Source organism: Paraburkholderia sp. WS6 (assembly GCF_030464835.1).
Taxonomy (GTDB): Bacteria; Pseudomonadota; Gammaproteobacteria; order Burkholderiales; family Burkholderiaceae; genus Paraburkholderia; species Paraburkholderia madseniana.
On sequence record NZ_JALQCK010000017.1, the window covers coordinates 60155 to 82993 of the forward strand.

The following is a 22839-nucleotide window of genomic DNA, read 5'->3' on the forward strand; positions in this document are numbered from 1 at the left end:
CGCAACAAACCGCATCGCACGGCAACGCTCAATGCGTTGACCGGCGGGTGATCAATCGTGATCGTGGCGACGTATCCGCGCAACCGTACTGCACGGCTGCAGACATCACACTTCAATCATCACGAAGTCAGCCTTCGCCGCCCCGCATTCCGGGCAGACCCAGTCTTCGGAAATGTCTGCCCAGCGGGTGCCCGGCGGAAAGCCTTCGGCCGGAAGGCCGACGGATTCGTCGTAGAAAAATCCACAAAAGATGCATTGCCACTGTTTCATCGATGTCGTCCTGCGGGGTTTAAGTGAAGAGTCGACGCATCACCCTTCCGTTCACAATATGCAACGATGTTCAGTTTTGTTATTATAAGCTGACGGATTTTCTACATCAACGCCTGAAACGAATGGAGACGACAGTGAGCGATATCGTGAAAGACAAGGTGGTGGTCGTAACCGGAGCGGGAGCGGGCATCGGCCGCGATTTCGCGCTGCAGTTCGCGGCGGCCGGCGCGAAAGTGGTGGTCAACGATCTGGGGCGTCATGCGGAAAGTGGCGAGTTCGCGGCACAGCGCGTCGTCGCGGAAATCCGGGAAGCAGGCGGCGAAGCCGTGGCGAGTACGGATAGCGTGGCCGAATGGGATTCGGCGCAAAAGATCGTACAGGCAGCGCTCGACACCTTCGGGAGAGTCGATTGCGTGATCAACAATGCGGGCATCGTACGCGACCGTATGTTCTTCAACATGAGCCCGGAAGAATGGAAGGCCGTTGTCGACGTGCATCTGAACGGTTCGTTTTTTGTGGCGCGCGCCGCCGCACCGCACTTCAAGGCGCAGAACGGCGGCAGCTACGTTCACATGACTTCCACCTCCGGTCTGATCGGCAATATCGGCCAGGCCAACTACTCGGCGGCGAAGATGGGCGTCGTGGGCCTATCGAAGTCGATCGCGCTCGACATGGCGAAGTTCAATGTGCGCTCAAACTGTATCGCGCCATGGGCATGGACCGCGATGACCGCATCGATTCCGTCCGAGACGCCCGAGCAGAAGGCGCGCGTCGAGATCATGAAGAAAATGGAAGCGCGCAAAGTGGCGCCGCTTGCGGTCTATCTGGCGTCGGATCGCGCGGCGAAGGTATCGGGGCAGATCTTCGGTGTACGTGCTAACGAAATCTATTTCTTCAACCAGATCCGCATGGTGCGCTCGCTGCATCGCGATGGCGGCTGGACCCCGGAGTCGATCGCCGAACAGGTGATGCCCGCGTTCGAGTCGAGCTTCTTCCCGAACGTGCCGTCACTCACATTGACGCCTTGGGATCCGGTTTAATACGGTCCCGACACGTCACCAGCCGCGAGCGACCTTGATGGCCGGCCGCTCAGCCGCGGCTGGTTGTTCTGCCGCACAGCGACTCGATCCAGGCGCGCGGCAAAGCGGCGATCTCTATCCGACACACGATTCACTAACGCAACCGCTGTCCGGTGCGTTGCTATTCCGTGCGCCGGTCGAGCCGCCTGCCATCGCCAACTGACGCCGCGCCTTGAGCAGAACCGGCAGATCCACCATCCGTCCGTCGACGGACACCGCGCCGCCACCAGCGCGCTCAAATGCTTCGACCACTTCCCGCGCCTTCGCTAATTCATCCTCGCCCGGACTGAACGAGGCATTGACCTGAGCTACCTGCTTCGGATGGATGCACAGCTTGCCGCCGAAACCTAGGCAACTCGCGGCCGATGCATCGGCCGCGAGTTGCGCGGTGTCATCAAGCGTTACGGTTACGCCATCCACTGGCGGCAGCAGACCAGCAACCCGCGACGCCAGAACGATCCTCGAGCGGGCATAGAGGAGCGCATCCCATGAACCTGAGCAATCCAGATCCAGTTCTAAATCGACCGAACCGAATACGAGCCGCTCCACGCCGGGCGCCCTGGCCACCTCGAGAACCTGCCACACGCCGAGTGCCGATTCGACGATCGGCAGAATCGGCTTGCCGCTCACGCGCGCAACATTAAGAAGAGCTTCCGCGCTCTCCGCTTTCGGCAATACGACGCCATCGATGCCGCGCGCCGTGAGCAACGCCAGGTCGTCATCGAACCATGGCGTACCGAAGCCGTTGATGCGCACGAGCACGCGCGTGGTCGATGCGCCGAATGCCGATGCGCCATCCGCGACATATTGACGAGCCTGCGCCTTGTCCGCTTCAGCGACCGCATCTTCGAGATCCACGATCACGGTATCGGCGCCAGAAGTGAGCGCTTTGCTAAAACGCTCAGGCCGTATCCCCGGAACAAACAGAAATGAACGCATAACGCCCCATGAAAATTAACGTCAGATGCCGGAAATAGCCGGTGTCCGCTATCGGCGACAACGCTGACAGTTACCCCAGAACGGCCTCCGCTTGCATGCGCAAGGTGCCGTCGCTACCTGCGATCCACAGTTTGAGCGTCTTGCCGTCATCGCTGTCCGGACGTCCACAAACAACGAATGGCGCCGTGTCGATCACCGGACTGACTGCGCGAAACGTAAACGCCACGACCCGCGCGCCGGGAAGAGCCGATCGCACCAGATCCAGCAGCAGCGTCGCCAGAAACGGGCCGTGCACTACAAGCCCCTGATAGCCTTCCTGCTCCATTGCATAGGGCCTGTCGTAGTGAATGCGATGACCATTGAGCGTCAATGCGGAATAGCGGAACAACTGCACGGGATCCGGATGGATCTCCCGCGTCCATTGCGCGCCTTCGGGAGCCGGCTGGAGTGCGGGCAGCTTTTCTCCCGGGACAGGATGATCGCGATAGACAATGTCCTGATGTTCCGTGATCGCCACGCCTGCCGCATCGCTGATCTGATGCAGCACCTTGACAAACACAAGGTCGCCACTTCGACCTTGCTTGTGCGCCACGTCCGCGATCGTCGACAAACGGATGATCGCATCGCCAGCCTTCAGCTCCCGTAAAAACGTCAGCTGACTGCCCGCCCACATTCGCCGGGGCAACGCCACCGGTGGCAGGAAACCGCCGCGCTTCGGATGCCCGTCCGGACCTACCAGCGACTGCCGGTGCAACGGCAAAAAGTAGAGCCAATGCCATAACGGAGGCAATGCATTGCCGGGCGCGACCGAGGTGTCGTCTTTGTCAAGCGTGGCGGCAAGTGCGGCGACCGGCGTCGGGCCAAGCGTGTCAGAAACGCGCTCGCTTCTGCCGATCCACTGCTGTAAATGCGCGGTATCGATCGCCATAGGTCACTAGTCCAGATTCAATGCTTCGCGGATCGCCCGCGCGACGGGCAGCAGAGGGTCTTCCCCGGGCGAAGTCGGATTAAACATCTTGTTGTGGCAAATCGCAACGGCCAGACCGGTATCCGGATCGGCCCAGCCAATCGAGTTGCCCTGCCCCGGATGGCATAAGGCGCGCGGCGATTGAACGGCGGTCACCGGCGGATGAGCGCCGCCGAACCAGAACCCGCCGATGGTGATCGGAATCGGAAACCCGAACATCACCGGGTCAGGTTCTTCGCTGTTCGCCCGCGGCATATTCAGCGTCGCGACGAGCTCCTTCGACAGCAACCGCACACCGTCAAGCTCGCCGCCGCCCGCAAGCATCGCCCAGAAGCGCGCTTCGCTGCGTGCGTTGAATATGCCGCCAACCCCCGCCACTTCCGCGCGGCGCACATCGGGCCGCTCGAACACCGTTGGATTCAGCGCGACCTGCTCGGGCATCGAGGCGAGGAACAGCGGCGGCAGATATTCCGCCGGCACCATTGCGTCAGTGAGCTTCGCGATACGTGGCTCGACTTCATCGGGGATACCGATCCAGAGGTCAGCGATGCCGAGAGGCGCTGCGATTTCCTCGCGCACGAAGCGTCCCAGCGAGCGCCCTTCCGGATCCGCCCGACGTACCAACTCGCCGATGATCCAGCCGAAGGTCATCGACAGATAGAGTGTTTTCGTTCCCGGCTCCGCCAACGGTTTCAGGTCGGCAATCGCCGTGGTCATCCACTGCCAGTCGCACATCCGTTCGGGCGTGACGCCGCCGGGCATCTGCGGCACGCACGCACGATGGGTCAGCACGTCTCGAACCGTCGTGCGCGCCTTGCCGTGCGCACCGTATTCGGGCCAGTAGCGTGTAACGGGTGCGTCGTAGTCGATGTGGCTCCGATCGGCCAGAATGTGCAACGCGGTCGCCGCCACGGCCTTCGTGACTGAGTAGACGTTGAACAGTGTTTCGCCATCCACAAGACGTCCCGTCGCCTGATCCGCCACCCCGCTCCATGCATCTACGACCAGCTTGCCATCCAGATAGGCCGCCGCCTGGACGCCGATTTCGCCGCCCTCGCGAGTCGCATGGTCGAGCGCCTGCTGGACGATCGCAGTGATGTTCGAGGCTTGCGCCGTCAAGTTCATGCCATCAGTCCCTGATCAAAATTTCGCGTATGCAGGTTCGCGTCACGTTCGCAATACGCATCACGCCATGTCATCGTGCGTCCGCCATAATCAGATCGGCTGCGCGCCATGCCATGGCCATCATCGGGCCGTTCGTGTTGCCGGAAATCATCGTCGGCGTGACGGACAAGTCCAATGATGTGCAGTGCAGATGTTGCGGATCGCCACCCCCGACAGTTGCAAACCGAGGTGTTCACGCAGATCCCAAATTGAGTTCTAATATTCGAACTATGTTCGATTTAATGTTTTTGTGCAATAAGGATTTCCCGTCCCGAAACGCGAACGGGAACGGGGTGGCCGATAGGGAACCCGAGAGTTGACAGCTCATCCGAATGGCGTTCACAATTGAGAATGTCATTCAAAAATAACAATTGTCGCCAGTGCGTCGCAGTCCGCACGATAGTCACACGGGACGGGAGTGAGCGTTTATGAGCACTGCAGCAACCCCAGAGGACATCGCACTGATTGTCGGTGCCGGCCACGCAGCGGGCGAGTGTGCAACCAGCATCCGGGATCAGGGCTGGACGGGCCGCATCGTGCTGATCGGAGAGGAGCCGCATCTGCCGTATCAACGCCCGCCATTGTCGAAGGCTTTTCTATCGGGCGAACTCAGCGCGGAACAGCTTTATTTAAAACCGAAGGCCACTTACGACAAGGCCCGGATCGAATTCATTCCTAATACCCGGGCCGAGCGCATCGACCGCGCGACGCATGTGGTGACCCTGTCGGACGCTCGCGAGATCGGTTATTCCAAGCTCGTAATCGCGACGGGTGGCCATGCTCGCAGGCTCGCATTGCCGGGCATCAAAGCGATCGAAAAGCAACCGAACTTTCACTACCTGCGCACGCTCGACCACGTCGCACGCATCCGCATGCAGTTCCATACGGGGGCACGCCTCGTCATCATTGGCGGCGGGTACATCGGCCTCGAAGTCGCGGCTGTTGCAGTGAAGCGAGGGCTGCACGTGACCGTTCTCGAAGCATTGCCTCGCGTGCTCGCCAGAGTCACGGCGCCGGAACTTTCTGCGTTCTATGAACGGGTGCATCGCAAAGCCGGCGTCGATGTGCGCACCAGCACGGCCGTCAGCAGCTTCGAACTGGATGCATCCGGCGATGCGGTCGCAGCCGTGGTCTGTGCCGACGGTTCCCGCATTCCCGCCGATCTCGTCATCGTCGGTGTCGGCTTGCAACCCGCCACGGAACTGGCCAGCGCAGCGGGTCTCGCCGTGGATAACGGCATCGTGGTGGATGAGCACACCCGCACGTCCGACCCTGACATCTTCGCCATCGGCGACTGCACCAACCACCCCAACGGACTTCTGGGGCGGCGCTTGCGGCTGGAGTCCGTGCCCAATGCCATGGAGCAGGCGCGCACGGCAGCGGCCACGCTGTGTGGCAAGGAGCGCGTCTACAACAGTGTGCCGTGGTTCTGGTCCGATCAATATGACCTGAAACTGAAGATGGTCGGCCTGTCGCAGGGTTATGACGAACTTGTCATGCGCGGTGCGCCTGAAAGCCGTTCGTTCTCCGCGTTTTATCTGAAAGATGGCGTGATGCTTGCGGCCGACACCGTTAGCCGTCCGCAGGAATTCATGCTGGCCAAGCGTTTCGTCGGCGAGAAGATTCCAGTGCGCGCCACCGACCTCGCAGACGATTCGATCCCGCTCAAAAGCCTGCTCCCCGCAGCCTGATTGATCATATTCACTCCAGCTACATCATGCCCATCATTCGATTCGTTCAACCGGACGGCCATGAAACCACTGCGACGGCCAACATCGGCGAATCCGTCATGCAAACCGCCGTCAGTCACCAGGTGCCGGGGATTCTGGGGGATTGCGGCGGCAGTTGCAGCTGCGCGACCTGTCACGCGTACGTCGACGAAGCGTGGGTCAACCACATGCCGCCCGCCGAGCCGTATGAGATCGACATGCTGACGTGCGCGATGGACGTGCGGGAAAACAGCCGCCTGACGTGTCAGATCAATGTCACGCCGGAACTCGACGGTCTGGTAGTTCGCCTTCCCGGCGCGGCCTGAAAACGGCCCGGTGGGCGCGCTTGCGCTGTCCACCATCCACCCATCCACCCCTCGCCCGCTTTGCGCCGTGGGGCGAGTCAAGGCGAACGCGTCAGCACACCGATCGCGGCCGGTTCAACCGCCTCCCAGAAAGACGCCCAGGTCGGAAACGACTGCGGCAGGCGCGGCTGGTATTTGTCGCTCTCGTACTTGCCGGGCCAGTTCTGCAAACGCGGCGTCCCCGGGCGCTCCAGCCAGTCGGTCGAATACCAGTGGCGTTCGTCGCGGCGTTCGAAATACCACGTCCCCTCGCGCCGTACGTAGTGGTCGAAATAGCAGATCGCCATGACGACCCAATTGCCATTGTCCTCATGCTCGGCGCGGCAATACACCTGACCTGTCGCATGATCTGCATCGACCAGGTCGATCGCATGTCCGCAGATCTGGTGAATGCTGCGGTAGAAGCTGCGCAGGATATGCTCCGACCCATAGAACGTTTTCAGCGCGGCACGCCCTACACCCCACCGCCCGCAATTCACGTCGTCGGTAAAGAGCGCGACAAGGCTGTCCAGATCGCGCGAATCGACGGCAAGCGCGTAGCGCATGGGCAATTGCTGGATCGCCAGTTGCGCCTCGATACGGTCGATTCGAGCAAGCAGATCGGCATCGATGGTCATGTCGTCCTCTTCGCGCCGACCGTCACGCCGCCCGCGGTGCGGGCGCGAATTTCATCGGCGTAGTACGGTTGATGCGACAGCAGCCCACCGTCCACGTTGATGATTTGCCCGGTGACAAAAGCCGCCTCATCGGACGCCAGGTACACCACCGCATGTGCTACGTCTTCCGGCTTCCCGAGGCGCGGGGTGAGATGATGACTCAGCATCATCTCACCCACGGGTCCCGCGTAATGGCCTATTGTTGCCGGTGTCACGATCAGGCCGGGCGCAATCGCGTTGCAGCGAATGCCCTCCTTGCCGTGCTGGGCGGCCACGTAACGCGTCAACGCTTCGATGCCCGCCTTGCACACACCGTAAGCGCTGTAGCCGAGCGCACCGGCCTGAGCCGCGCCCGACGACGTATTGATGATCGAGCCGCCTCCGCGCGCCCGCAACAGCGGGATGGCATAACGTGACGCCAGCATGGTGCCGCGCAGGTTGATGCGCATCGTGTCGTCCCAGACAGAGACATCGACGGCTTCTACGGCGGCATCGACGGTGCTCGACAGCGAGGTGGCCGCCGCATTGTTGTGCAGCACGTCAAGGCCGCCCCAGGTTTCGACGGTAAGCGCAAACAACGCCGCTATTGAAGCCTCGTCGCCGATATCGACCCGCGCGGCAATCGCCCGGCCGCCCTGGTTCTCGATACGCTGGGCCTGCGCCACGGCGCCGTCGAAATCCCGGTCCGCCACGACCACCCGCCCGCCTTCAGCAGCCAGCATCGCGGCACACGCCGCACCGATACCGGACGCCGCGCCCGTGACGATGGCGATCCTGTCTTTGACTCGTAACATAAGCGCTATTCCTTCTGATTGGACACGTGGCCCGATTCAATGCGGCGCGGCAAAGCGCGCGAGGTGAAAGTCGATGTCGCCGTACAGCTTTTCCATCATCGTCATCTTGCGAAAGTAATGGCCGACCTGATATTCCTCGGTGATCCCCATGCCGCCATGTAGCTGAATACCCTGCGCACAGACGAAACGGCTTGCCCGGCCGGCGACCGCCTTGCCCGCCGAGATGACGCGGCTGCGTTCCGTTGCCGGCCGATCCAGGTGCGCAATGCCGCAGTAGAGTATCGAGCGGGTCTCCTGCACGACGACAAACATTTCGGCCATACGATGCTGCAGCGCCTGAAATTTGCCGATCGGCTGACCGAACTGCACGCGAGCCTTGATGTATTCGGCGGTGATGTCCATCACGGCTTCCATCACGCCGAGCATCTCGGCTACGCTCGCTAGCGTAGCGAGTCCGGTCGCCACCTCGAGCACTTCGCGGGCGCGATCGGAGGCAACCAGCAACGAGGACGCATCCAGTTCGACGTCGCGAAACTCGATGTCCGCGGCACAAGATCCATCGAGCAGACGATATGTCCGGCAGGTCACGCCCGCCGCACGGCGGTCCAGCACGAAAATCGCGACGTCTTCCGCTTGCTCGTTCAGACGCGCGGTCACCAGCAACTGGTCCGCCGAACCGCCCGCCATCACCAGCGTCTTGGCTCCGCTCAGCAAATAGCCACCAGCCGTCTTGCGTGCGACTGTACGATCACCGCAGCCCAGCTTGAACCGTGAGCCCGCTTCACTGTCGGCCAGCGCGAGCAGCAGCCGGCCTTCGATCACTGCCGGCAGGAGCGCCTGCCGTTTGGCATCCGAGCCACTACGGTCAATGATGGCCGAACACAGAAGCGCGGTTTGCACGAAAGGCTCGAGCACCATGCCGCGCCCGAATGCTTCCATCACAATGGCAGTTTCGACAAACGAGCAGGCAAGACCGCCGACATCCTCAGGCAGCATCAGGCCGAGCCAGCCGAGGTCAGCATAGTCCTGCCAGCGCGCGCGGCTAAAACCCTCTTCGCTTGCGGCAATCGCGCGGCGCGTTTCGAATCCATACTCCTGCTGAATGAACCGGTCCACGCCGTCCTTCAGCATCAATTGTTCTTCGGAGAGGTTGAAGTCCATGGTCAAAGTCCAAAGGCGAGACGGGCAATAATGTTTTTCTGCACCTCCCGCGCACCGCCGTAAATGGTCGACGCGCGGCCGATGAGGTAGCCGGTCGTGCGGCCTGCCACGTAGCCGGGCCATGCGTCATCGTCGTCGGCTAACGGATCGTCGAAGCGCCAGTCATCGTGTTGCTGGAAGCGCATGCTGCGCGGACCGAGCGCGTCAATCTGCAGCTCCGTGACGCGCTGCTGCATCTCCGAGCCACTGATCTTGAGCGCCGACACCACCGCGTCGAGATTGCGCGTGTTCCTTTCCTCGGCCAGGATTCGTAACACCGACCATTCGAGCGCCAGCAGATCCACTTCGACCGACGCCAGCTTGCGGGCAAATTCGGCTGTGTCGATCAGACGCACGCCGTCCACCATTTCCCTTTCGGCGATGCTTTTGGCGCGCTGCAATTCCCGCTTGTTGAAATAGAGAAACGCGCTGGTGGTGCGCTCCTTTTCGAGCAGATATTTCGCGTAAGTCCAACCCATGCCCGCCTCGCCAACCAGGTGTGTGCGTGGCACGCGAACGTTCTCGAGAAAGACCTCGTTCAGGCCCGTTCCGCCTTCGATCGAAACGATCGGGCGCACGGTGATCCCAGGCGTATCCATTTTGACGAGCAGGAACGAGATGCCGCGCTGCGGCTTGACCGTCGTGTCCGTCTTGACAAGGAAGAAGCCCCATTCGGCAATCGAGGCGTCGCTGGTCCAGATCTTCTGACCGTTGATCACATATTCGTCACCGTCAAGGACCGCGGTGGTCTTGAGACCCGCCAGGTCCGAGCCCGCATTCGGCTCCGAAAAACCCTGACACCAGAACTCGTCCCCGGAAAGAATGGCGGGGAGAAAACGCTTCTTCTGCCAGTCCGAGCCGAACGCGATGATGACGGGCGCCACCATGTGAGTGGCCTGCCAGCCGTAGTCCATCGCGTCCGCGTTATACAGCTCTTCCATGAAGATATGCTTGCGAAAAGCCGCCCAGCCGGTGCCGCCGTGTTCCACCGGCCAATGCGGCGCGCCCCATCCGCGCTGATGCAGAATGCGCTGCCACGTCCGAATGTCCTCCTTCAATGGAGGATGCGCCCCGATCGTCCAGCGATGCGAAATCGCGGCGGGCAACTGCTCCCTGAAAAACTGCCGGACTTCCTGACGAAACGCTTCGTCCTCCGGGGTGTACTCGAAGTGCATGCCTGATTCCTCCTGCTATGTCCCCATGCGCGCGTCCACCGAAGGTCGCACTGTCTCGCGGCCGCCGCCCGCTTGCGCCGGTTATTCAATCGACCTAGTGCCCCTTGAAGGAGGGGGTGCGTTTTTCCCGCGCGGCGACCCGTCCCTCGGCGGCATCGTCGGAATTCACCGCGAGCGCAACGGAATTCAACTCGTGCACGAGGAACTCTTCCATGCTGCCGGCGTTCAGGCGGAAGAGTTGTTTGGTCAGTCCGATCGAGAACGTCGGCATGGCCGCCAGTTCGGCGGCGAGCGCTTTGGCGGCATCCATGAGGCCCGCGTCCTCGACGACACGGCTTGCCAGTCCCGCCTCGAACGCCTCCTGTCCGGTCAGCCTGCGATTGAGATACATGATCTCCTTCGCGCGAAATTCTCCGCAGTGGCGGGCAAGCAGATGCACCATGCCGCCTTCGGGCAAGGTTGCGCGCATCAGAAAGGCCGGAATGAACTGCGCCGTGTCCGACACCAGAAGCTGGTCGGCGCACAGCGCAAAACTCCAGGCAATGCCGACCGCGACACCTCGCACCGCCGCGACCACCGGCTTATTGAGGTTGTAGAGCTTCAAGGCAACCTGCTGATAAACCGCCATCGATTGGCGCGCGTGCGACACGCTCATCGGCGGCGGCGCCGCGCCACTGCCCTTGATATCGGCACCGGCGCAAAAGGCCCGCCCTGCGCCCGTCAGAATGACCGCACGGATTTCCGGATCACGTTCGATGCGATCAAGATGCTCGATCAGCATGCTCAGCATGTCCGGCGTCAACGCGTTGAGCTTCTCCGGACGATTCAGACAGAGCGTGGCAACCGCGTCCTTCACTGAAAGTTCGACATCCATGGTTTTCATGTCTTAAGTGAGTCAGCCGGATGGCTCCGGGTCCCCCGCATGGTGCGGGGACGTTTCATTCGCCGCGTGCACGCAGCTTGATCACGCCGTCCCCGAAAGGCTCGTCGCGGCGCTTGAGCGCTTCCTTCAGGCCATTGGCTTCCATATCCGCCTTGAATTGCGCACGCCGTGGGCCCTGGCTCTGATGGGCACGCGCGTCGTTCTCGACAGCAAGGCGTTGCAGCGTGCGTGCGCCCGCCAGTTCAAGCCCGAGATTCACAATCCGTTTGTTCGCGGAGAGCAGATCGGCGTCGACGAACGACAGCCGGCGCGCAAGTTCCGCAACCTCGGCTTCAAGTTCTTCCACGGGTACGGCGTCCATCACGAGACCGATCTTTGCCGCATCGCGGCCGGTCAGTGAATCCCCGGACAACAACAGGCGTTTCGCCCACTGTGGCCCCACGTGATAGAACCACATGTGCGCCGGCGGCGAGCCGTTGGCGCGCGTCGCGGGAAAGCCGATCCGCGCGTTGTCCGCGGCCAGCACCATGTCGCAGGCCAGCGCGAGGTCGGTGCCGCCCGCAAGGCAGTTGCCGTGAACCTGCGCGATGATCGGCTTGTGCACATCCGCCATGGCGTTCACGGTTTCCGCCTGCCGCTCCATCGACCAGCAGTCGTCATCGAAGCTTCGTGCCGTGCCCCGGTATTCACCCGGATCGACCTGCTCCGCCGCGCGATCCGAATAGGTGGTGACGAGGTCATAACCGGCGCAGAAGTCCTTGCCGGCGCCGCGCAGGACGATCACGTTCACTGACTTCAGATCGTCCGCCTCGAGCAGCGCTTCTTTCAGCTCGCGCAACAGGACACCGTTAATCGCATTGCGTTTGTCCGGACGATTCAGCGTGATTCGCGCCACGCGCTCGGCGACCTCGAATTGAACGCATTCCGTGCTTTGGAGCCATTTGCTCATGATTCACTCTCATTCGAAGAAGGCGGCGTGGCTGTCACGCGTTCAGCGGCCGAACCGCTGGCGCAATACAACCTTGCTGATCTTTCCGGTAGGCAGCCGCGGGAGCTCGTCGACGAATTCGACTGATTTCGGGCATTTGTAGCCGGCGATCAGCTCGCGGCAAAACGCGATCAGCTCTGCCTCCTGTATTGTCTTGCCTGGCCGGAGCACAACGATGGCCTTCACGCATTCACCCCATTTTTCGTGGGGTGAGCCGATCACTGCCGCGTCGATCACGGACGGATGCTGCAGCAAGGCGTTCTCCACTTCGCGGCTGTAGATGTTTTCGCCGCCCGAGATAATCATGTCCTTCTTGCGGTCCACCAGGAAGACATACCCGCTGCTGTCCTGAAAGCCCATGTCGCCGCTGCGATACCAGCCGTCGCGCAAGGCGTCGATCGTCGCCACGCTGTTGTTCCAGTATCCGCTCAGTTGAGTCGCCGAGCGCAGCCACACTTCGCCGGTCTGGCCCTGCGGCAGGTCAAGGCCGCTATCGTCCACAATGCGCAGTTCGATCCCGGGACAGGGATGGCCGACCGACGCCAGACGCCGGACTTCTTCCGCTGTGCCATCTGGCCGCACTTCATGAGACGGCAGCCAGCAGGCGTTGCTCTCGGTCATGCCATACTGGACCGAGAACACCGGGCCCAGCACTTCGATGCCGCGCTTGAGGAGCGGCACCGGCACCGGCGCGGCTGCCGTTGTGATGTTCTCGATACTCGACAGATCGTACGAGGACAATTCGGGTATATCGAGCAAGGCCTGCAGCATGGCGGAGACAAGGAACGTGAACGTGATGCGCTCGGCCTGGATCGTCTCCAGCATCGCCTTCGGCTCGAAACTGCGATGCAGTACGGTCGTTCCGCCCAGCCACGCAACCGCGTTCACAAAGCCAATGCCGCCCACGTGAAACGCCGGTGTGGTCTGCAGCACCCTCGAGTGTCCGGAAAATTCGGTGACCAGCGCACAGCTATCCGCCGTGGCGCACATCGCGCGGTGCGTGCGGACCACCCCCTTCGGGTGCCCGGTTGTGCCGCTCGTGTAGATCAGATAGGCGAAGTCGTCGGGCTGCGAACGAATCGGCGGCCCGTCAGCCGAGCCGGCTTCCATCGCGGATTCGAATGATGTCGCCCATGACGGCGCGTCGCCGATGCAGATATAGCATTCAACATCGGGCAACTGCGGACGCAGGGCGTCCACCAGCGCAGCATATTGCGCTTCGAAGACAAGCGCTTTCGGTGCCGCGTCCTTCACGATGTGCAGGATTTCCGCAGGCGCCAGGCGGAAGTTGACGGTGGCGAGCAGAAAGCCGGCCCATTCGCAGGCACGGTAGGTCTCGTAGTACTCGGCGCAATTCATCGCCAGCACCGCGACCCGGTCCTGTCGACGCAACCCTTGCCGATACAACGCATCAGAGAAACGGCGAGCGCGCTCCGCCATCTCGCCATGAGTCACACGCCGGTCGCCAAACACCAACGCTTCCCTGTCCGCATGGAAACGCGCATTGCGCTCTATCATCTCCCCAAGCGTTTTCATCTCGATCCTGTCGTTGTCGGTTGGGTGTCTGCGGTTCAGGCTGCAAGTGCCTGAGGGTCGGCGAGCAGCGTGGCAATCAAGGCCGTAAAGCGCGCCGCATCCGCACCGTTGATGACCCGGTGGTCGTAGCTCAGCGAAAGCGGCAGCGTCTTGCGCCAGTCCACGCCGCCATCGTCCGAGGCTTGCGGCATCAGCCGGGTTTTCGTCACCCCGAGAATTGCCACTTCGGGGGCGTTGATGATCGGCGTGAAACCCGTACCGCCAATCCCTCCGAGCGAACTGATCGAAAAGCAGCCGCCCGACATCTCCGCCATCGAAAGACCTTTCTCTCGCGCCTTCGACGACACCGCCGTCAGTTCCGCCGCTAGCTCCAGAATGCTCTTTTTGTCGCAATCGCGCAGCACCGGCACCAGCAGGCCGAAACGCGTATCCACCGCTACGCCGATGTGAAAGTACTTCTTCAGCACGAGGTTCTTGCCGTCGCCGTCCAGCGAAGCATTGAACTGCGGAAATGCCTGCAGCGCGCGCACTGCCGCCTTGATGAGGAACACGAGCGGCGTCAGCTTCACCGTCGCGCCGCCGTCGTTGTACGCCTTGCGGAAAGCCTCGAGGTTCGTGATATCCGCGTCATCCTGATGCGTCACGTGCGGAATCGTCAGCCAGTTGCGCGACAAAAATGCACCAGTCAGCTTCTGAATGCGGGAAACCGGCTTGACCTCGATCTCGCCGAACTCGGCGAAATCGACCTGCGGCCATGACGGCAGATGCGCGCCGATCCCGGCTTGCGCCGGACCGGTCACCGCGGCAGGCACTGCAACGGGTGCTGGGGAGGAAACGGATTCGACGCTCATTGCGGATGCCTCGCTAGACTGCTTCGATCAGGATGAATGACAAGTGCCGGCTCAGACGATTTCCGCCAGTACCGTGCCGACCGGATACACCTCGCCTATCTGGGCGACGATCCGCAGCGTTCCCGATGCCGGCGACTCGACTTCCTGCACCGATTTGTCGCTCTCCAGCGCATAGAGGGCCTGGCCTTCGGCAACTGTCGCGCCGTCCTCCAGGAGCCATTCGGTCAGCGTGCCTTCGTTCATCGAAAAGCCCAGCTTCGGAAGCAAAACCTGTGTGGTCATAAGTGCACTCTTCAGGATGATTAAAGTCCGGATACGGCTCGCGAACCCGTGTCGTCGAGCGTTGCGCGAATCGCGGCCTCGATCTGCGCCGCGCCCGGTACAAAGGCGTCTTCGAGCGGTTTCGAAAACGGCACCGGGCAAAACTGCGAGCCGACCCGCTGCACGGGCGCCTTGAGCTCCCGAAACAGCGATTCATAAATGCGCGAAGCTATTTCCGCGCCGACACCGAACGGCTTGACCGCTTCGTGCACGACAACGGCGCGGCCCGTTTTGGCCACCGAGGTCAGGATCGTATCCATATCAAGCGGGGAGATCGTGCGCAGGTCGATCACTTCGCACGAGATTCCGGTCGTACCGAGCTGGGCCGCCACGGCCATCACGTCGTGCACGCGGCGGCTATAGGTGATAACCGTCACGTCCGTGCCGTCGCGCACCACGTTGGCCTTGCCAAGCGGAATGCGCACACCACGCTCCGGCGCCTTGCCCGGGTTCCAGTAGCTCGGCAGGTTCTCGATGAAGAGGCACGGGTCGTCATCTTCGATACAAGAAAGCATCAGCCCATAGGCATCCGCGGGCGTGGACGGCGCGACCACCTTGATGCCCGCGACGTGCGCGAACCACGCCTCCAGATAGTCGGCGTGCTGGCCACCGGTACCGAAGCCGGCGCCGGTCATCGTGCGGATCACAAGCGGCACATGCGTCTGGCCGCCCGACATGAAGCGCAACTTCGCCGCGTGATTGACGATCATGTCCATCGCGACCGTCGTAAAGTTCATCAGCATGATCTCGGCTACCGGACGCATGCCGACGATTGCCGCGCCGATCGCCGCCCCGATGATGGCCTGCTCCGAAATGGGCGTGGATCTGACACGCGATGTGCCATATTTCGACGACAGCCCTTTGGTCACACCGACAATGCCGCCCTCCTGGCCGTCGGCCACGTCCTCGCCGAGCACAATGACGTTGGCGTCGGCAGCCATCGCATCGTCAAGCGCGAGGTTGACCGCCTGAATCGTATTGATGTCAGTCTGTGTCTGGTTCATGCCGGCACCTCGTCTTTGAAGATGTCACGCCGCAGTTCGGCGACCTCAGGATAGGCGCTCGTCAGCGCGAACTCGACCGCCGCATCGATTTCGGCGTTGTGCGCTGCTTCCATCTCCGCCAGTTGCGCTTCAGTTGCATGTTTCGCGGCGATCAACCATGCGCGGAACAGCGGCACCGGATCTTTCGCAACCCACGCCGCTTTCTCGTGCTCGTCCATGTAGGCATCCGGGTCGCCGAACACATGGCCGTGGAAGCGAAACGTATTCGCTTCGATCAGCGTGGGGCCACCGCCGTCGCGGGCCCGTTCGATGGCCTCGTGCGCCACCCGATGCATCGCGATGGGATCGTTGCCGTCGACCGTGATGCCGGGCATCTGATACGCCGCCGCGCGTTGCGCGATGTTCGGCACTGACGTCCCGTATGCGTATTTCGTGTGTTCGGCATAGCCGTTGTTCTGGCAGACGAAAACAACCGGCAGTTTCCAGACCGACGCCATATTCAGCGACTCGTGAAAAGCGCCGATGTTGGCCGCGCCGTCGCCGAAATAGGCGACAGCCACGCGCGGTTCACCCCGAATCTGCGCCGCAAGAGCGAGGCCGTTCGCGATGGGCATCGAACTGCCCACAATGCCGGTGGTTACCATCACGCCGGACGCAGGATGGGTCACATGCATCGGGCCGCCCTTGCCTTTGCAGGTGCCGGTGACACGCCCCCCGAGTTCGGCCCAGAGATCCTTGAGCGGCACACCCTTGGCGATCATGTCATGCACGCCGCGATAGATCGTGCAGATGTAGTCGTCATTGCTCAGGCAGACGGACACCGCGGAAGGAATCGCCTCCTGGCCGCGCGGCGAGTAATAAGGCATGACCAGCTTGCCGGACTTGATCACTGCACGAAAACGCTCGTCGTTCTGCTTGATGAGTGTCATCCGCCGATAGATATCGATCAGCACTTCACTGCTGGGCGGTTGCTGGACTTTCATGCGAAGCTCTCCTTCGATCACCAGATCGTTTGGGCGCCGCTGGCATGCAGCGCGGCGATGTAACCGAATACGAACGACGCGCCAATGCTGCTGCCCGCGCCCGGATAGCAGCGGCCCACCACGGACGCCGTGCAGTTGCCCGTCGCGTAGAGTCCCGGAATCAGCGACCCGTCTTCTTTCAGCACGCGGGCGTACTCGTCCGTCACGAGTCCACCGGCCGTGCCGACGTCGCCGGGGTACATACGGACCGCATAAAACGGCGCCTGTTCGATCGGGCCGAGATTCGGATTCGGTTTGATCGTCGGGTCGCCATGACAGCGGTCGAAGGCCCGCGAGCCGCGTCCGAAATCGCTGTCCACTCCTGTCGCGCAGAAACCGTTGAAACGCGTCACGGTCTCCTGTAAGCCTGCAGCGTCGATACCGCATTTCGCCGCCAGCTCTTCGATCGCTCCGGCCTTGATCATGTAGCCGCTATCGAGCCATTGCTGCGGAATCTGCCCCTGCATCGCCGAACCCCAGGGGTAATACTTGCGCTGACGGCTGTCCATGACCACCCACGCCGGAACGGCTTTACCCGTCTCCTTCTGACGCTGGTACATGCGTTGCCCGATTTCCATGTAGGCACCGGCTTCGTCGCAAAAGCGCTGGCCGTCCTGGTCGACCATGATCGAAAACGGCAACGACAGATCGAGGTGATGCATGAAGGGAAGCGGCGAGCCGTCCGGGGCGCGCGCGCCCTCGGGCAAGGTCTCATTGGGACCGAGCGAGGTTACGACCCACCAGGCCTCTTCCATGCAATCGACGGCTGCGCCGAGCCCCACCGCGGCTTCCAGCACTTCGCCGGTGTCGCCCGGATTGGCGTTCGTCCAGTTGCTCGACGACGGTTGCGGCTGATATTTGCGGCGCATGTCGGCGTTATGTGAAAAGCCGCCGGCATTCAACAGCACACCCTCACGCGCGCGCACGCGCATTTCGCGCCCGTTGCGGATTGCGACCACTCCCGCGACACGGCCCTCCTCAACGATCAACTCACGCACCGGCGTATCGGTCCAGATCGGAATATCGGCACGCAATGCCATTTTCAGCATGCGCCCCTGAAGCGCGGCACCGTTCGAAACCAGTTCTTTACCGGTGATCTTCTGATACAGCATGCGGCCCGCGAGCTGCATTGCCTTGCGTTTGCCACCCCACGTGCGCTTGAGCAGGAACAACTCGGTAAACTCATTGGAGTTGGCCGGAATCGACGGACCCTTGTAACGCGAAAGCTTCGGCGCCCACTCGCCCAGTTCCCTGATGTCGAACAGTTTGGCCAGCAGCGAGCGGCCACGCGGCTCGCCGCCCGGCAGCGTGTCGTAGTAGTCCGACCAGCCGTCCGCATAGACAAACTGCATGCCCTGCTGTTCGAGGAACTCGGCCATCTTCGGCCCCGTGCGCAAATACGCCTCACGACGCGCCGCCGATGTTCCGGGGCCCTGATAGGTGACCGCGGCATCGAAATATTGCCGCGCGCGTTCGTAGGAGTCGTTCACGCCGTGGCGCTTCATCACGTGATTGTTCGGCAACCACCAGACGCCGCCGGAATACCCCGTTGAGCCACCTACCTTGCCCTGCTTCTCGATGATGAGGGCCTCTTTGCCCGCGGTCTTGCACGCAAGCGCCGCGCACATCGAACCGCCGCCGCTGCCAACCACGACGAAGTCATAGCTTGCATCCCAGACAGCCATGCTCAATCCCCTTGCGCAATGAATTCCCGCAATGCGCGGTGGAAATTGGACACAGACGTCTCCTGCAGCGGGTTCGTGCGCGAGCCTTTGAAGCCGCGCGATTTCATGCCCTGCTGCACATTCGTCATGTTCTGGAAGTCCTGCCACAGGATCAGACCGAAATTCTCGATCGGGTTCTGCTTCCAGTCGTCGACACCATGGTAGAACTCGCGCTTGAGCGGTGGCTCCGCACCCGGCGCATAGCGAACCAGCGACCAGATGTCATAAATGCAGGAATCCGGATTGTCGCCGTCGGGCCGCGCGCGGTAGAACAGCGCACCGTCGGGGTAAGGCAGGAAAATCAGATTCGGGAACACGTGCCAGTCGGCGCCCGCACGCCCCATCTGCTCGAACGAAATGTCAGGCCAGCCCGCCCCTTCGGCAACGGCCGCTTCGCGCTGGAACTCCATGGCCTTCGCCAGCACCTCGAACTGGTTGCCGCTCGGCGCCATCTCGGTCAGCAGACGTTTGGAAGCTTCATAGTCACGCGCCGAGTTGATCGCCTTCAGCGTGTCTTCCATCACCTTGAAGAAATTGACGAGGCCTTGCCGCACGTCTTCGGGCATCGGCTTGCCGGTACGCGGCGAGGGAGCGCCAATGAAACGCGTGGCCGTCGCGTAACCGAACATGCCGTGGAGTCCATAGGGAAAGCTGCGAGTCACATCGTCGCCGGCGACATCGAGCAGTTGCGGGTGCGTGGCCGAGACGTGATAACCCTCGTTGAACGCCTCCAGCGCGACCTTCCAGTTGCACGGCAGCCGGATCGACTTGTACCAGCGGTAGCGCATCTTTTCGAACTCGAAGCAGTCCGTGATTTCCGGTACCGGTTCGAGAAATCTGGCGAGCGGCTCCGCGTCGGGATCCATGTTGATGAACACGAATCCACCCCACGTATCCACTCGCACGTCCTGGAGCCGCAGATCGCTGTCGGCCATGTCGGGGCAGCCTTCCCAATCGCCGCGATCGAGCACGCGTGCGATGCTGCCGTCAAGATTCCACTGCCAGCCGTGGAAGTTGCAATGAAACTTTGCCGCCTTGCCGCAACCATTGGTCAGACGCCGGCCACGATGCTGGCAAACGTTGTAGTAGGCTTTGATCCGGTCGGCCGCCGTGCGCACCACGATGATCGACTCACCGATTACATCGAACGTGACATAGTCGCCTACCGCGGGAATCTCCTCGAGCCGGCATGCCACCTGCCACACGCGCGGCCACAGGTTGCGCGTTTCCTGGTCGAGGAACTGCTTCGACAGGTAGCTATCCTTGGGGACAAAATCGAGGCGGACCGGATGCTCACCCGAACCGGAATTCGTGTCACGCATTGATATCTCCTTCATGGTTTCGTCGGCTCGCGCACCGATTCTGGTTTCTTCTCGCCGGCTCACCGCCCATCGGGGCCAGGTGACGCATCAGTCGGTATATATGAACACCGTTCAAAATACTAGGCTGACGGTGAGAACCTTGTCAATCCGGTCCAACGTCAGCCCAGTGCCGCTGTCAGCGCCGGTACGGCCTCAAAAAGATCGGCGGCGAGGCCGTAGTCGGCAACCTGGAAAATCGGCGCCTCGCTGTCCTTGTTGATCGCGACGATGACCTTCGAATCTTTCATCCCGGCCAGATGCTGGATCGCGCCGGAAATGCCGACTGCGATATAAAGCTGCGGCGCGACGATCTTGCCCGTTTGCCCGACCTGATAGTCGTTCGGCGCGAATCCCGCGTCCACCGCGGCGCGCGATGCGCCCACTGCCGCACCGAGTTTGTCGGCGAGCGCATCGAGCAATCTGAAGTTATCGCCATTCTGCATCCCGCGGCCGCCTGAAACCACGACGCTGGCGGCCGCCAGTTCGGGCCGGCTCGATCGGGTCAACTGCTGGTCGACGAAACGTGCCCGCTCATAGGCTGGCGCGGCCGGCGCCGACTCGACCGGCGCGTTGCCCTGCAATGGTGCGGCGTCGAAGGCGGTCGTGCGCACCGTCAACACCTTCAGCGGATCGGCCGACCTGACGGTGGCGAGCGCATTGCCGGCATAGATCGGCCGCACAAACGTATCGGCCGCCTTGATGGCGACGACTTCGGAAATCTGCGCACAATCGAGCAACGCTGCGACGCGCGGCATGAAGTTTTTTCCGACGGCCGTGGCTGCGGCAATCACATGGCTATACGACTGAGCAAGCGACAGCACCAGCAGCGCGAGATTTTCAGGAAGTGGATGCGCGTACGCGGCAGCGTCTACGTGCAATACCTTGCTGACTCCGCTGACTTTCGCTGCATCGGCCGCGGCTCCCCCTGCTTCATGGCCGGCTACCAGCAGATGAACCTCACCGCCGATCTGCGTTGCGGCAGTAACGGCGTTGAGCGTCGCGCGATGGAGCGTCGCATTGTCGTGTTCAGCAATAACGAGGATGGACATAGTCAGATCACCTTGGCTTCGTTGCGAAGTTTTTCGATCAACGTCGCGATGTCGGGCACCATCATCCCGCTCTTGCGCGCCGCCGGCTCGGTGACTTCGAGTACCGCAAGACGTGGCGCGACATCCACACCGAGTGCTTCAGGCGTCAGCGTGTCGAGCGGCTTCTTTTTCGCTTTCATGATGTTGGGCAACGTCACATAGCGCGGACTATTCAGACGCAGATCCGTGGTGACAACGGCGGGCAGATCGAGCGCGACGCGTTCGAGCCCGCCGTCGATTTCGCGCGTCACGGTCAGCACGCCGTCCGCGATTTCCGTCTTGAAGGCGAAGGTGGCTTGCGGCCAACCGAGCAGTCCGGCGAGTTTCTGCCCCGTCTGACCGGCATCGTTATCGATGGCCTGCTTGCCGAGCAGTACCAGTTGCGGTGCTTCCCGTTCGACGATCGCTGCCATGAGTTTCGCAACCGCCAACGGCTGCAACTCTGCTGGAGTCTCGATCAGGATCGCCCGGTCGGCGCCCATGGCAAGCGCGGTGCGCAAGACTTCCTGCGACTGCGCGGTGCCGGCTGAAATCACGACGATCTCGGCGGCAACCCCTGCCTCTTTTAGCCGTACCGCCTCCTCCACCGCGATTTCATCGAACGGATTCATGGCCATCTTCACGTTGACCAGATCGACGCCGGAGCCGTCGGATTTGACCCGGGGCTTCACGTTGTAATCGATAACACGCTTCACCGCGACCAGTATTTTCAATTGACGCTCCATGCTATTTTCTGAACGATGTTCTATATTCTGAACCAACTCTTTTGCTGTTGTCAACGACAATGGCTTTTGCAGACCCTGCCCCGTGTAAACCCCGTTTCAAGGTCACCGGAATATATCCATAATTTAGAACATCGTTCGTATTTTAAAATCCCGCGCAGATCGACTGACTGCGTGCTCTGCCGCAGGATCGCCGGCGGTAGCTCCTGATAGAAACTCGCCCATGAAAATGTTTTCTCTCGATGGTCAGGTTGCGCTTGTCACGGGCGCTTCGCGCGGCCTGGGGCTGGCGATGGCCAATGCGCTTGCGTGCGCCGGTGCAACGGTGGTGCTCGCAGCCCGGTCGCGCGCCGGTCTCGACACAGCCGCGGCGTCCATTCGTGCCGGCAGCAACGCTCTGATCGATGTCGAGCCATTCGATCTCGTCGATCAATCCGCCATCGAAGCCGCCGTGCAGAACGTTTTTGCGCGTCATGGAAGGATCGACGTCCTGCTGAACAACGCCGGCATCTGCGAGTGGAGCGACTTTCTACAATCAACACCGCAGATGTGGCACCGCACCATGGACACCAACGTTACCGCTGCATACCTGCTCGCGCGGCAAGTGTCGCCGTCGATGATCGAACGTGGGCACGGCCGCATCATCAATGTCGGCTCGTATGTTTCGGTACTCGGGCGCGAAAAGCTCCAGGCCTATGTAGCGAGCAAGCATGCGGTGGCGGGTCTCACCAAATCGCTTGGAGCCGAACTGGGGCGGCACGGAATCCGCTGTAACGGCATTTGCCCCGGTTACTTCATGACCGAGATGGCCGAACCTGTCACGTCAAATGCGCAAATGAAGGAGATCGTCCGCTCGCACATCTCCGTCGGACGCTGGGGGCGCCCGGAGGAACTCGGGGGCGCCGCGGTGTTCCTCGCCTCCGAGGCGAGCTCTTATATGAACGGCCAGATGCTGATGGTCGACGGCGGCGTTTCGGAGATTCTGAGCTTCCCGATGTCGGTGGTCTAGCCTCGGCCAACA

Annotated in this window: 23 protein-coding genes; 4 read left to right on the forward strand and 19 right to left on the reverse strand. The window is 61.7% G+C overall.

Annotated elements, in window-relative coordinates; genetic code table 11:
- Positions 1 to 105: 105 nt before the first annotated feature.
- Complete coding sequence (locus tag M0D64_RS20920) at positions 106 to 270, reverse strand: rubredoxin (RefSeq protein ID WP_154558379.1); 165 nt, start codon at positions 268 to 270, stop codon at positions 106 to 108.
- A gap of 134 nt (positions 271 to 404) precedes the next feature.
- Between M0D64_RS20920 and M0D64_RS20925 the strand changes: the two genes are divergently transcribed.
- Positions 405 to 1310 (forward strand): SDR family NAD(P)-dependent oxidoreductase, encoded by a 906-nt coding sequence (locus M0D64_RS20925; protein ID WP_168435551.1) that lies wholly within the window; start codon positions 405 to 407, stop codon positions 1308 to 1310.
- Positions 1311 to 1424: 114 nt separating this feature from the next.
- Here the strand turns inward: M0D64_RS20925 and M0D64_RS20930 are convergent, their stop codons facing one another.
- The 3 genes from M0D64_RS20930 to M0D64_RS20940 form a co-directional block, all read right to left on the reverse strand.
- Positions 1425 to 2288 (reverse strand): CoA ester lyase, encoded by an 864-nt coding sequence (locus tag M0D64_RS20930; protein ID WP_266259053.1) that lies wholly within the window; start codon positions 2286 to 2288, stop codon positions 1425 to 1427.
- 70 nt (positions 2289 to 2358) lie between these two features.
- Positions 2359 to 3216: a MaoC family dehydratase N-terminal domain-containing protein gene (locus M0D64_RS20935; protein ID WP_266259054.1), complete on the reverse strand. Its 858-nt coding sequence runs from the start codon at positions 3214 to 3216 to the stop codon at positions 2359 to 2361.
- 6 nt (positions 3217 to 3222) lie between these two features.
- Positions 3223 to 4380 (reverse strand): serine hydrolase, encoded by a 1158-nt coding sequence (locus tag M0D64_RS20940; RefSeq protein WP_266259055.1) that lies wholly within the window; start codon positions 4378 to 4380, stop codon positions 3223 to 3225.
- Positions 4381 to 4847: 467 nt separating this feature from the next.
- Between M0D64_RS20940 and M0D64_RS20945 the strand changes: the two genes are divergently transcribed.
- Both M0D64_RS20945 and M0D64_RS20950 read left to right on the forward strand, forming a co-directional pair.
- Positions 4848 to 6110, forward strand: a complete 1263-nt coding sequence (locus M0D64_RS20945) for an NAD(P)/FAD-dependent oxidoreductase (RefSeq protein ID WP_266259056.1) — start codon at positions 4848 to 4850, stop codon at positions 6108 to 6110.
- Positions 6111 to 6136: 26 nt separating this feature from the next.
- Entirely contained in the window at positions 6137 to 6454 is a 318-nt protein-coding gene (locus tag M0D64_RS20950) for a 2Fe-2S iron-sulfur cluster-binding protein (protein ID WP_171926215.1), read from the forward strand.
- Between the two features lie 77 nt (positions 6455 to 6531).
- Here the strand turns inward: M0D64_RS20950 and M0D64_RS20955 are convergent, their stop codons facing one another.
- The 15 genes from M0D64_RS20955 to M0D64_RS21025 all read right to left on the reverse strand — a co-directional run bounded on the left by M0D64_RS20955 (position 6532) and on the right by M0D64_RS21025 (position 21809).
- Complete coding sequence (locus M0D64_RS20955) at positions 6532 to 7110, reverse strand: nuclear transport factor 2 family protein (RefSeq protein ID WP_266259057.1); 579 nt, start codon at positions 7108 to 7110, stop codon at positions 6532 to 6534.
- Positions 7107 to 7943 (reverse strand): SDR family oxidoreductase, encoded by an 837-nt coding sequence (locus tag M0D64_RS20960; RefSeq protein ID WP_266259058.1) that lies wholly within the window; start codon positions 7941 to 7943, stop codon positions 7107 to 7109. The genes M0D64_RS20955 and M0D64_RS20960 overlap by 4 nt, the downstream gene beginning before the upstream one ends.
- Positions 7944 to 7979: 36 nt before the next feature.
- A complete protein-coding gene (locus M0D64_RS20965) occupies positions 7980 to 9104 on the reverse strand; it encodes an acyl-CoA dehydrogenase family protein (protein WP_266259059.1) in 1125 nt (374 codons plus the stop codon).
- Positions 9105 to 9106: 2 nt separating this feature from the next.
- Complete coding sequence (locus M0D64_RS20970; protein WP_266259060.1) at positions 9107 to 10318, reverse strand: acyl-CoA dehydrogenase family protein; 1212 nt, start codon at positions 10316 to 10318, stop codon at positions 9107 to 9109.
- Between the two features lie 94 nt (positions 10319 to 10412).
- On the reverse strand, positions 10413 to 11201 hold the full coding sequence (locus M0D64_RS20975; protein WP_308102506.1) for an enoyl-CoA hydratase-related protein: 789 nt from the start codon (positions 11199 to 11201) through the stop codon (positions 10413 to 10415).
- Between the two features lie 55 nt (positions 11202 to 11256).
- Positions 11257 to 12150, reverse strand: a complete 894-nt coding sequence (locus M0D64_RS20980; protein ID WP_266259062.1) for a crotonase/enoyl-CoA hydratase family protein — start codon at positions 12148 to 12150, stop codon at positions 11257 to 11259.
- Positions 12151 to 12192: 42 nt separating this feature from the next.
- Complete coding sequence (locus M0D64_RS20985) at positions 12193 to 13725, reverse strand: class I adenylate-forming enzyme family protein (protein WP_266259063.1); 1533 nt, start codon at positions 13723 to 13725, stop codon at positions 12193 to 12195.
- 35 nt (positions 13726 to 13760) lie between these two features.
- Positions 13761 to 14576, reverse strand: a complete 816-nt coding sequence (locus tag M0D64_RS20990) for a 2-oxo acid dehydrogenase subunit E2 (RefSeq protein WP_266259064.1) — start codon at positions 14574 to 14576, stop codon at positions 13761 to 13763.
- A 51-nt stretch (positions 14577 to 14627) separates the two neighbouring features.
- Positions 14628 to 14858, reverse strand: a complete 231-nt coding sequence (locus M0D64_RS20995; protein ID WP_154558364.1) for a biotin/lipoyl-containing protein — start codon at positions 14856 to 14858, stop codon at positions 14628 to 14630.
- 20 nt (positions 14859 to 14878) lie between these two features.
- The gene (locus tag M0D64_RS21000; RefSeq protein ID WP_266259065.1) at positions 14879 to 15901 is read right to left on the reverse strand and encodes an alpha-ketoacid dehydrogenase subunit beta; all 1023 of its coding nucleotides are present in this window, start codon (positions 15899 to 15901) and stop codon (positions 14879 to 14881) included.
- Positions 15898 to 16884 (reverse strand): thiamine pyrophosphate-dependent dehydrogenase E1 component subunit alpha, encoded by a 987-nt coding sequence (locus M0D64_RS21005; RefSeq protein ID WP_266259067.1) that lies wholly within the window; start codon positions 16882 to 16884, stop codon positions 15898 to 15900. Before M0D64_RS21005 ends, M0D64_RS21000 begins: the two co-directional genes overlap by 4 nt.
- A 17-nt stretch (positions 16885 to 16901) precedes the next feature.
- Positions 16902 to 18608, reverse strand: coding sequence for an FAD-binding protein (locus M0D64_RS21010; RefSeq protein ID WP_266259068.1), 1707 nt, complete (start codon positions 18606 to 18608; stop codon positions 16902 to 16904).
- A gap of 2 nt (positions 18609 to 18610) precedes the next feature.
- Complete coding sequence (locus M0D64_RS21015; RefSeq protein WP_266259069.1) at positions 18611 to 19969, reverse strand: aromatic ring-hydroxylating dioxygenase subunit alpha; 1359 nt, start codon at positions 19967 to 19969, stop codon at positions 18611 to 18613.
- 158 nt (positions 19970 to 20127) lie between these two features.
- Complete coding sequence (locus M0D64_RS21020; protein ID WP_266259070.1) at positions 20128 to 21057, reverse strand: electron transfer flavoprotein subunit alpha/FixB family protein; 930 nt, start codon at positions 21055 to 21057, stop codon at positions 20128 to 20130.
- A 2-nt stretch (positions 21058 to 21059) separates the two neighbouring features.
- Complete coding sequence (locus M0D64_RS21025; protein WP_154558358.1) at positions 21060 to 21809, reverse strand: electron transfer flavoprotein subunit beta/FixA family protein; 750 nt, start codon at positions 21807 to 21809, stop codon at positions 21060 to 21062.
- Between the two features lie 232 nt (positions 21810 to 22041).
- Here M0D64_RS21025 and M0D64_RS21030 point away from each other — a divergent pair, with 232 nt between their 5' ends.
- Positions 22042 to 22827: a glucose 1-dehydrogenase gene (locus tag M0D64_RS21030; protein ID WP_266259071.1), complete on the forward strand. Its 786-nt coding sequence runs from the start codon at positions 22042 to 22044 to the stop codon at positions 22825 to 22827.
- The last annotated feature ends 12 nt before the right edge of the window (positions 22828 to 22839 follow it).